1 protein-coding gene is annotated in these 439 nt (G+C 47.4%); it reads left to right on the top strand.

The genetic code is table 11. The annotated features are described in order from the left end of the window. Positions 1-79: 79 nt before the first annotated feature. Entirely contained in the window at positions 80-388 is a 309-nt protein-coding gene (locus tag JCM17207_RS02385) for an imidazolonepropionase (RefSeq protein WP_238316071.1), read from the top strand. The last annotated feature ends 51 nt before the right edge of the window (positions 389-439 follow it).

Below are 439 nucleotides of genomic sequence, written 5' to 3' on the forward strand. Positions count from 1 at the left end.
GAACCGCTCCAGTAAAAGTAGACAGTGAAAAAAGAAGGCCTCCTGTGGTAGAATAAAACTACTACAGGAGGTCTTTGCTATGCCCAGAAAATACAGCCACATTCAGGAACACGAGAAAGAGATCCTGGAACTTCGCAGCCAGGGAATGACATTGCGGGAGATTGGAGAGAAGCTTGGATTTACGCATAAGGAAATGCGGGGATTTGTTTCCCGATACAATCGAAAGCAAAGAAAACTTGCAGCTGGAATCCCTCCAAAGCCCAAGGGACGACCCAGGAAAGGCGAAGTCAGGGAGCCAAGCATTGCAGAATACAAATATGAGATCGAACGGCTGAAAATGGAGAATGAACTGCTGCGGGATTTTCTGCGGTCCACAGGAAGGAAGTGAGAGCAAAGGCGAAATATGCCGTGATTTACCGTTATCGGGAAGAGTATCCGA

Source organism: Faecalibacterium gallinarum (genome assembly GCF_022180365.1).
GTDB lineage: Bacteria > Bacillota > Clostridia > Oscillospirales > Ruminococcaceae > Faecalibacterium > Faecalibacterium gallinarum.